The sequence below is a fragment of the Paenibacillus sp. 2TAB26 genome (assembly GCF_052115145.1).
Lineage (GTDB): Bacteria > Bacillota > Bacilli > Paenibacillales > Paenibacillaceae > Pristimantibacillus.
This window is the reverse complement of the sequence record NZ_JBFRGC010000159.1, coordinates 1-362: the sequence shown is the minus strand read 5'-3', so window position 1 is coordinate 362 and position 362 is coordinate 1. Positions and strand designations below refer to the sequence as shown.

The 362-nt window shown below is 45.6% G+C and carries 1 protein-coding gene; it reads left to right on the top strand.

Features of this window, described 5'->3' with window-relative positions; translation table 11 throughout:
• On the top strand, nucleotides 1-362 hold a 362-nt coding region (locus tag AB4Z50_RS36310; protein ID WP_441887373.1), incomplete at both ends, for a hypothetical protein.

Genomic DNA, 362 nt, shown 5'->3' with positions numbered 1-362 from the left:
CACTGGCACAATCAGAAAAACCAATGGGCTTTAAAGACCTTCAGCAGTTCTTGGCTAACATCGACCAAACATCTCTCATTGAAACTAAATTAAGCGCAATGGGCTACCACAGAAAGTTCAACGGCATATACATTTCCAACACGATGCTCACGCCGAAAAAACCAAAGCACTGGCTGCACGTGAACCAGCTTGGCAGTTATTCCAATATTACCTTTGCCACCGCAGACAAAACAAGCTGGGAGCGTGTGCTGTCGGAGCTGAAAAAGCAGGCAAAGCCTGTGAAATTTGATACAGGTACCAGCGAAATTGGCTACCGGTACCGTTTTTCCGGCTATGAGGTGAAAACGTATAAACCTTTGAAC